Annotated in this window: 7 protein-coding genes and 1 pseudogene; 5 read left to right on the top strand and 3 right to left on the bottom strand. The window is 64.9% G+C overall.

What is annotated here, in order from left to right:
* The 5 genes from FCU40_RS22065 to hfaB (FCU40_RS22045) form a co-directional block, all read left to right on the top strand.
* The coding region (locus tag FCU40_RS22065; RefSeq protein WP_168077916.1) for a dipeptidase at positions 1 to 1143 on the top strand (1143 nt) is incomplete at its 5' end.
* A gap of 325 nt (positions 1144 to 1468) precedes the next feature.
* Positions 1469 to 2176, top strand: a complete 708-nt coding sequence (locus FCU40_RS22060; protein WP_168077914.1) for a hypothetical protein — start codon at positions 1469 to 1471, stop codon at positions 2174 to 2176.
* 134 nt (positions 2177 to 2310) lie between these two features.
* On the top strand, positions 2311 to 2754 hold the full coding sequence (gene hfaA / locus FCU40_RS22055; RefSeq protein ID WP_241693683.1) for a holdfast anchoring protein HfaA: 444 nt from the start codon (positions 2311 to 2313) through the stop codon (positions 2752 to 2754).
* 89 nt (positions 2755 to 2843) lie between these two features.
* A complete protein-coding gene (gene hfaB / locus FCU40_RS22050; protein ID WP_168077912.1) occupies positions 2844 to 3770 on the top strand; it encodes a holdfast anchoring protein HfaB in 927 nt (308 codons plus the stop codon).
* A 136-nt stretch (positions 3771 to 3906) separates the two neighbouring features.
* Positions 3907 to 4905 carry a holdfast anchoring protein HfaB gene (hfaB, locus tag FCU40_RS22045; protein ID WP_241693682.1) on the top strand — a complete coding sequence of 333 codons (999 nt, stop codon included), beginning with the start codon at positions 3907 to 3909 and terminating at the stop codon, positions 4903 to 4905.
* A gap of 58 nt (positions 4906 to 4963) precedes the next feature.
* Here hfaB (FCU40_RS22045) and msrQ read toward each other — a convergent pair.
* The 3 genes and pseudogenes from msrQ to FCU40_RS22030 form a co-directional block, all read right to left on the bottom strand.
* Positions 4964 to 5606 (bottom strand): annotated as a pseudogene (msrQ, locus tag FCU40_RS22040) (protein-methionine-sulfoxide reductase heme-binding subunit MsrQ).
* Positions 5607 to 5729: 123 nt separating this feature from the next.
* Positions 5730 to 6647 (bottom strand): protein-methionine-sulfoxide reductase catalytic subunit MsrP, encoded by a 918-nt coding sequence (gene msrP / locus FCU40_RS22035; protein ID WP_168077906.1) that lies wholly within the window; start codon positions 6645 to 6647, stop codon positions 5730 to 5732.
* 73 nt (positions 6648 to 6720) lie between these two features.
* A partial coding sequence (locus FCU40_RS22030; RefSeq protein WP_168077904.1) for a periplasmic heavy metal sensor occupies positions 6721 to 7034 on the bottom strand: 314 nt, incomplete at its 5' end.

The following is a 7034-nucleotide window of genomic DNA, read 5'->3' as shown; positions in this document are numbered from 1 at the left end:
AGCGGCGTGACAAAGGCGATCAAGGCGCTGCACGACAGCTTCCTGACCCTCGACACCCACCTCGACACGCCCGAGCACTTCTCGCGCCCGGGCTGGTCGATGCTGGACCGGCACGTCGTCACCGAGGACGGCACCCAGGTCGACCTGCCGCGCATGAAGGCGGGCGGCTTGGACGGCGGCTTCTTCGCGATCTATACGGCCCAGGGCGACCTGACCGAGGCCGGCTATCAGAAGGCGCGCGACTTCGCCCTCAACCGCGCGACCGAGATCCGCGAGATGGTCGCCGCCCACCCCGACCAGTTCGAGCTGGCCTACACGCCCGAGGACGCCGTCCGCATCAACAAGGCGGGCAAGATCTTCGTCTTCCAGAGCATCGAGAACTCCTGGCCGATGGGCGAGGACCTTTCCCTGATGCAGACCTTCTACAAGACCGGCGTGCGCCTGGCCGGGCCGGTGCACTTCCGGGACAACCAGTTCGCCGACAGCTCGACCGACAAGCCGATCTGGCATGGCTTCTCACCGCTGGGCCTGCGCTGGCTGGCCGAGGCCAACCGTCTGGGCATCCTGGTGGACGTCAGCCACGCCAGCGACGACGTGGTCGATCAGGCGGTGCTGCTCTCCAAGACGCCGATCCTGGCCTCGCACTCGGGCGCCCGGGCCGTCTTCGACCACCCCCGCAACCTGGATGACAGCCGCATCAAGAAGATCGCCGACAGCGGCGGCGCGATCTGCATCAACACGGTCTATCTGAAGGCCAGCGTCGACAGCCCCGAGCGCAAGGCCGCGCTGGCGGCGATCCCGCGTCCGCCGCGCGAAGACGCGACCGAGGCCGACGTGAAGGCCTGGATGGCCAAGCGCGTGGCGGTCGACAAGCAGTACCCGCCCGCGCGCGCCAACTTCGACATCTTCATGGAGAGCATGCTGCACACCCTGAAGATCGCCGGTCCCAAGGCCGTGTGCGTCGGCGCCGACTGGGACGGCGGCGGCGGAATCGAGGGGCTGGAGGACGTCGCGGACCTGCCCAAGATCACCGCGCGTCTGAAGGCCGAGGGCTATAGCGACGCCGACATCCAGGCCATCTGGAGCGGCAACGTGCTGCGCCTGATCGGCCAGGCCCAGGCCTATGCGAAGTCCTTGAAATAGGCGTCAGGAGGAGCGGGGCGGCGCCCTTCTCCCCCGACTTCCGCCTCGATGCATGTCCGCTTTCGGCGATGCCACCCGCGTCAATTCGAGACATTGACCGATCACGGGACGCCATTCGGAGACACGGCGGCGTAAACGAAATAGCCTAATGAAAATTAGGATTTAAAACACACATACAAAAACAATTTCGAAAACAGGAAATTATACAACTACCAATTCCTTAACGCCCTTCATGCGGCTCAATAGGCGAGTTTGGCCGCCAAATTGCTCCCCCACCGGCATCTCGATCGCCATCCCGGCGAAGAGACTTTCGGGGAGTACTACTATGAAGAAGCAGATTCTCGGCGCGGCTTGCGCGTTCAGCCTGACCGTCGTCGGCGGCTACGCCTCGGCCCAAACCACCACCACGGACCCGAACGCCACGACCACGTCGTGCCGTCCGACCGACCCGTGCTACGATGTCCTGCCGACCAAGGGCATCTCCAACGCGCAAACCTGGAACGGCGCCAACGCGGTTGTCAGCGGCGCGCTGAACCTGACCGTCGACCACGCCCTGAGCGGCGTCGACGCCGCGGCCACCGCGGTCGCCAACAACTTCCAAGCCACCGGCCGCGCGGCCAGCGGCGTGACCTCGAACCAGACCTTCGAAGGCGAAGCCTACGCCACCCTGAACGCCAAGCTGCCCGACGTGACCGGTGACGTGTCGCTGAAGAGCACCGCCATGGCCAACAACACCTCGCTGACCATCGACAAGATGGGCGCCGCCGTCATCAACCAGACCGTCTCCAACCGCGACCCCTCGGCGACCCTCAACGCCAAGCTCGGCAACGTTGACGGCGCGGTCGATGTCGCCGCCACGGCGGTCAACAACAACGCCTCGATCAACGGCGACTTCACCACCGCCGCCCTGAGCCAGGTGTCCCACGCCGCTCCGGTCTCGGCCGTGGCCAATGTCAACGTCAACACCGTCACCGGCGCCCTGACCGCCGCCGCCTCGGCGATCGGCAACACCGTCAGCGTCAAGGGCTTCTAAGTCCGAAATCCGAACGTCCAACCCCGTCGATCATCGGATCTCGCCAGAGGCGGTCGCCCCATCGCGACCGCCCCTCCGGGGGCCGGTGATCGCCGGGGCCGAGTCTCCGGGCTCCCATCGCAGGACACCGCGACATGAAGAAAATCAGCACGATGATCCTGGCCGCCGCTGGGCTCACGACTTGCCTCTGCGGCACGGCGGCGCTGGCGCAAAGCAGCGTGGTCGGCGGGTACGAAGCCGGCTACGGCAATCGACGCGCGCTGGAAAGCCAACCGATCAACCCCTCCACGCGCGACGCCAACGGCAACCGCGTCGTGATGGATGGCCTGATCCAGACCGGCAGCGGCGGCAGCGCCGTGAACACCGACTCCAGCAAGGCCGCTTCGGGGGCCAACTACTTCCAGAGCGGAGCCGCTTCGACCAGCGCCGCCAACGCCTCGGCGATCGGCAACCTGGTCAATATCCAGGTCAGCGGCTCCTGGAACACCGTGGTGCTCAACAGCACCCAGATCAACAACGGCGCCGTTTCGGCGACCGCCGTGCTCAATGAAAAGGTCACGCAGTCCACCGGCCAATAGGCGGGCCGTGGATCGCTATCCAACAGCTTGAGCATGGCGCGGTTCGTGCAATCCGCCTCTTGAGTATCAGTCCTTCGAATGGGTGTTCCATGCCGAAACAAAAGTCGACGCACAGGGTGATCGCCCTGCTGACCGCGCTGGTCGCCGCGACCTCGGTTTCCGGCGCCTCGGCCGCCAATCTCGATGGAAACTACGCTCCGGTGCTGGGCGACGCCCCGGCCACGCGCAATCCCACGGCCTATAGCGCGGCCCTGAGCTGTCTGGCCTCGCACCGCAGCAATACCCGGCTGCCGAGAATCTCGGTGGGACGGGTCTCGGACCTGACCGGAAAGATCGATTTCGACACCGGCGCCAAGATCAGCCAGGGCGCTTCGCTGTTCGCGATCACCGCCCTGACCAAGGCCGGCTTTCCCGTCGTGGAACGCCTCGACAACTCTGTCGCGGAAATCGAGCTCAACTATTCGCGCCAGCACCTGCTCTCGGACAATCCCCAACTCGCTGGCCAGAGCCCGGATAACTATCGGCGGATCTACGCCGGCCAGATCGCAGGCTCGTCCTACTACATCGTCGGCGGCGTGACCGAGCTCAACTACAATATCCGTTCGTCCGGCGTCGACGCCACGGTCGGCAACCGTCTGGCGACGGGCCTGCGCGGCAATGTGACCGAACAGAGCTACGTGCTGAACGTGGCGATCGATCTGCGCCTGGTGAACTCCAGAACCCAGGAAGTGATCGATACGGTTTCCTATCAGAAGCAACTGATCGGCAAGAGCCTGAACCTTGGATTGAACGGCGGCGGCGACAAGGTCGGCGCCAGCCTGTCGGGCGGCCGCAGCGGCATGGAGCCGATCCAGGCGGCCGTTCGCACCTTGGTCGAGCGCGGCGTTTTCGAACTGACGGCCGGCTTCTATGGCCAGACGGTCAAGAGCGCCTGCCTGTCTCCCGGCGCCGAGCCTCAAGGTCCCACGCCCGCCGATCTGGCCTATCAAGCCTCGGCGAACGGACAACCTCGATAAGCTATCTTAAGATATGGCGCCTATGAATATAACAGCGCCCATACACGTAAGATGAATGCAAGACTCCGCCCAAAGAGTATTTTGCGAAGACAGCTCGCTAAGCCAAAAGCCTCGCTCGCGGCGCTTGGCGACGCGCGTGGCGCTGAGCCTTTTGACCATCCTGGTTTCGGGATGTTCTTACAATAAGGCCGACCCGGTCACGGGCCTCTACGCCAAACCGATCGGCGGCGCGCCCGCGACGATCAATCCGACGCAGTATTCGGCCTCGCTCTATTGCCTGCGCGATCGCGCGGCGAGCGCGGGCGTCACGCCGCCGCGAGTGGCCGTCGGCGCGATCTCGGACCTGACCGGCAAACGGGACTTCGACACTGGCGCCAAGGTTTCGCAGGGCTCGACCCTGTTCGCGGTGACCGCCCTGGAACGCGCGGGGATCCGCCTGGTCGAGCGCGCGGACCGATCCGTTTCCGATATCGAACTGGCCTACGCCAAGACGCATGAGCTGTCTGACAATCCGCAGGCCGCCGGCGAGAATCCAGACAACTATCGCCGCATTCTCGCGGGCCAGATCGCGGGCTCGGACTACTATATCGTCGGCGGTGTCACCGAGCTGAACTACAATATCCACTCTTCCGGCATCGACGCCCGGGTGGGCGACGTGGGAACGGGCGGCGCCAAGGGATCATTCAGCGCCGGCAACTACATCATCAACGTGGCGCTAGACCTTAGAATGATCAATTCGAGGTCTCAGGAAGTGGTCAGGGTCACGTCCTATCAAAAGCAGACGATCGGCAAGGAAATAAAGCCGGGAATTTTCGATTTCCTGAACGGGAACGTGTTCGACATTTCGGTCGGAAAAAGCGAATTGGAGCCCATACAGCTCGCTGTCAGAACGCTTGTTGAGCGAAGCGTTTATGACTTCGCGTCCAGCCTCTACAAGATCGATGCTCCGCAATGCTTGCCCGAAGCCGACCGCGCGCGCCTTCCGGCAAAGCCTCAGCCGTTCGATCCGGGCGCCCGGCGCGTGGCCACGACGCAGCCGCCCAGCGCGCCCCGCGAGCCTCGGCCTCAACCTCAACCTCAACCATCGGCCTATAGCGGCCCCTATCTCAACCGCTCGACCTGGCAGCCGCGTTAGGGAATCGCGCGGAAAAGTGGTCGCCGGCTTTCCGCCGAAGCGCTACGAAAACAGGACTCTAGAGCCTTAAGCGCGTCGAACGCGCCGCCCAGATCCTCCAACCCAACAGCACCGCCAGGATCGCGCCATAGACGATCGGCGGCCGGTGGTCGGCCTTCACCAGAAGGTAGTAGTGGATCACCCCCAGCGGGACGATGACGTAGATCAGCCGGTGCAGCCGCGACCACGCGGCCCGTCCCATCCGAAGGATCCAGCCGTTGGTCGAGGTCACCGCCAAGGGGATCAGCAGTACGAAGGCCAACATGCCCAGGGTGATGAAGGGGCGCTTGAGAATGTCCTTCCACAGCTGGTTCCAGTCGAAGAACAGGTCGACGCCGACATAGCTGAGCAGGTGCAGCAGGATATAGCTGAAGGCGAACAGGCCGACGGTGCGTCGGAATCGGATCAGCCGGGGCTGCTTGAAGATCCGCGCCGCCGGGGTGATCGCCAGGCCGACCAGCAGCAGACGCAGGCCAAAGACGCCGAGCTGGCGGATCAGGGCCTCGATCGGATTGGCGCCGAGCGCGCCGTTGAACCCCTTCCACGCCAGCCAAACCAGCGGCGCGAAACAGGCCAGCCAGACGACGGCGTAGACCAGGTTGTCCCGGAGCTTGGAGGGGCGCTTCTTGCGCTTGGTCGGTTGATTCACGCGCCAACCCCAAACCCGATTTCCCCGGCGAACGCCGGGGTCCAGATCATAAGGCTGGGACGGGCCAGACGGGACACAAGCTCTGCCTGAAACTGGGTCCCGGCACTCGCCGGGAAGAACGGGATGGGGCCGAACATCAGAAGTTCGCCCTCAGGTCCATGCCCCTGTAGAGATCGGCCACCCACTCGCCATAGCCGTTGAACGGCAGGGTCTCGCGACGGCGGAACTCGCCGATGCGGCGCTCGGTGGCCTGCGACCAGCGAGGATGGTCCACCGCCGGATTGACGTTGGAATAGAAGCCGTATTCACGCGCGGCCAACTTGTTCCACGAGGTGGCCGGCATCTTCTCGACCAGACTGATCCGAACGATCGATTTCGCGCCCTTGAAGCCGTACTTCCACGGCACGACCAGCCGCAGCGGCGCGCCGTTCTGATTGGGCAGCACGTCGCCATACAGCCCCACCGCCATCAGGGTCAGCGGGTGCATCGCCTCGTCGATCCGCAAGCCCTCGCGATAGGGCCACTCCAGGGTGTTCCAGCTCTGGCCCGGCATTTCCGAGGGCCGCATCACCGTCTCGAACGCGACGAACTTGGCCTTGGACGTTGGTTTGACAGTGGCCAGGAGATCCTTCAGCGGAAAGCCGATCCAGGGGATCACCATCGACCAGCCCTCGACGCAGCGCATCCGGTAGATGCGCTCCTCCAGCCTGTTCTTGCCGATAAGGTCCTCGATCGCGACCGTGCGCGGCGCCTCGCACGCGCCATCGATCCGCACCGTCCACGGGCGCGGCTTGAAGCGGCCCGACTTCTGAGAGGGGTCGCTCTTGTCGACGCCGAACTCATAGAAGTTGTTGTAGGTGGTGATGTCGTCCTTCGAGGTCGGCTTCTCGGTGGTCGAAAAGCCCTTCGTGTAGGCTAGGCCCGCCCGCGCCTCGCTGGCCGCGCCGGCCAGGCCCAGACCCGCCAAACCGGCCATCAAGGTGCGGCGCTTCAGATAGAGGCCATGGTCGGTGACGTCGTTGTCGGTCAGGTCGGGGGCGTGGCGGATCAGCATGGAAGCGCTCCGAAAGCGAAACTCATCCTAGATACGGGCCGGGCCGCCGTTTGGTTACGCGCCCCCGCGAAAATCAGTTCGGGCTGGGCAGCGCGCCCACCCGGGCGGGGGCGTAGACCTCCTCCAACGCGTCGGCCAGGGCCACGCGCTCGGGCGGCGGCAAGGTCGCGGCGAAGGCGGCCAGGGCCGCCTCGACATTGGCCCGGGCCTGTAGATCCAGCGATCGCGCCAGGGCCAGCCGCTTGGAGACCTCGGCCGCGTCGTAGCCGGGCTGGCCCAGGGCGTTCAGCGCCGACTGCCGCTCGGCGCGGGCCTGCTGCGACAGGGCGCGGTTCTTCTGGTTGGCGTCGCCCAGTGCCTTGCGGAACGCCTTGCGGCTTTCGGGGG

Origin of the sequence: Caulobacter sp. SSI4214 (assembly GCF_012184455.1) — a bacterium.
Lineage (GTDB): Bacteria > Pseudomonadota > Alphaproteobacteria > Caulobacterales > Caulobacteraceae > Caulobacter > Caulobacter vibrioides_E.
The sequence above is the reverse complement of the archived record's forward strand: the minus strand, read 5'-3'. Positions and strand labels throughout refer to the sequence as shown.